This is a genomic window from Erwinia sp. PsM31, from assembly GCF_030433775.1.
Taxonomy (GTDB): Bacteria; Pseudomonadota; Gammaproteobacteria; order Enterobacterales; family Enterobacteriaceae; genus Erwinia; species Erwinia aeris.
This window is the reverse complement of sequence record NZ_JARUWZ010000066.1, coordinates 1-681: the sequence shown is the minus strand read 5'-3', so window position 1 is coordinate 681 and position 681 is coordinate 1. Positions and strand designations below refer to the sequence as shown.

The following is a 681-nucleotide window of genomic DNA, read 5'->3' as shown; positions in this document are numbered from 1 at the left end:
ACGTTAGAACACCAGCCATTAAAGGGTGGTATTTCAAGGACGGCTCCACGCGGACTGGCGTCCACGCTTCGAAGCCTCCCACCTATCCTGCACATCAAGGACCAGTGTTCAGTGTCAAGCTGTAGTAAAGGTTCACGGGGTCTTTCCGTCTTGCCGCGGGTACACTGCATCTTCACAGCGATTTCAATTTCACTGAGTCTCGGGTGGAGACAGCCTGGCCATCATTACGCCATTCGTGCAGGTCGGAACTTACCCGACAAGGAATTTCGCTACCTTAGGACCGTTATAGTTACGGCCGCCGTTTACCGGGGCTTCGATCAAGAGCTTCTCCTTGCGGATAACCCCATCAATTAACCTTCCGGCACCGGGCAGGCGTCACACCGTATACGTCCACTTTCGTGTTTGCACAGTGCTGTGTTTTTAATAAACAGTTGCAGCCAGCTGGTATCTTCGACTGGCCTCGGCTCGGGGAGCAAGTCCCTCCACCTACGCGCCAGCGTGCCTTCTCCCGAAGTTACGGCACCATTTTGCCTAGTTCCTTCACCCGAGTTCTCTCAAGCGCCTTGGTATTCTCTACCTGACCACCTGTGTCGGTTTGGGGTACGATTCCGTGTTACCTGGAGCTTAGAGGCTTTTCCTGGAAGCAGGGCATCTGTTGCTTCAGCACCGTAGTGCCTCGTC

General features: G+C 54.3%; 1 rRNA gene. It reads right to left on the bottom strand.

What is annotated here, in order from left to right:
* Nucleotides 1–681: ribosomal RNA gene (locus QCD69_RS22465) — 23S ribosomal RNA — on the bottom strand; the annotation flags it as partial.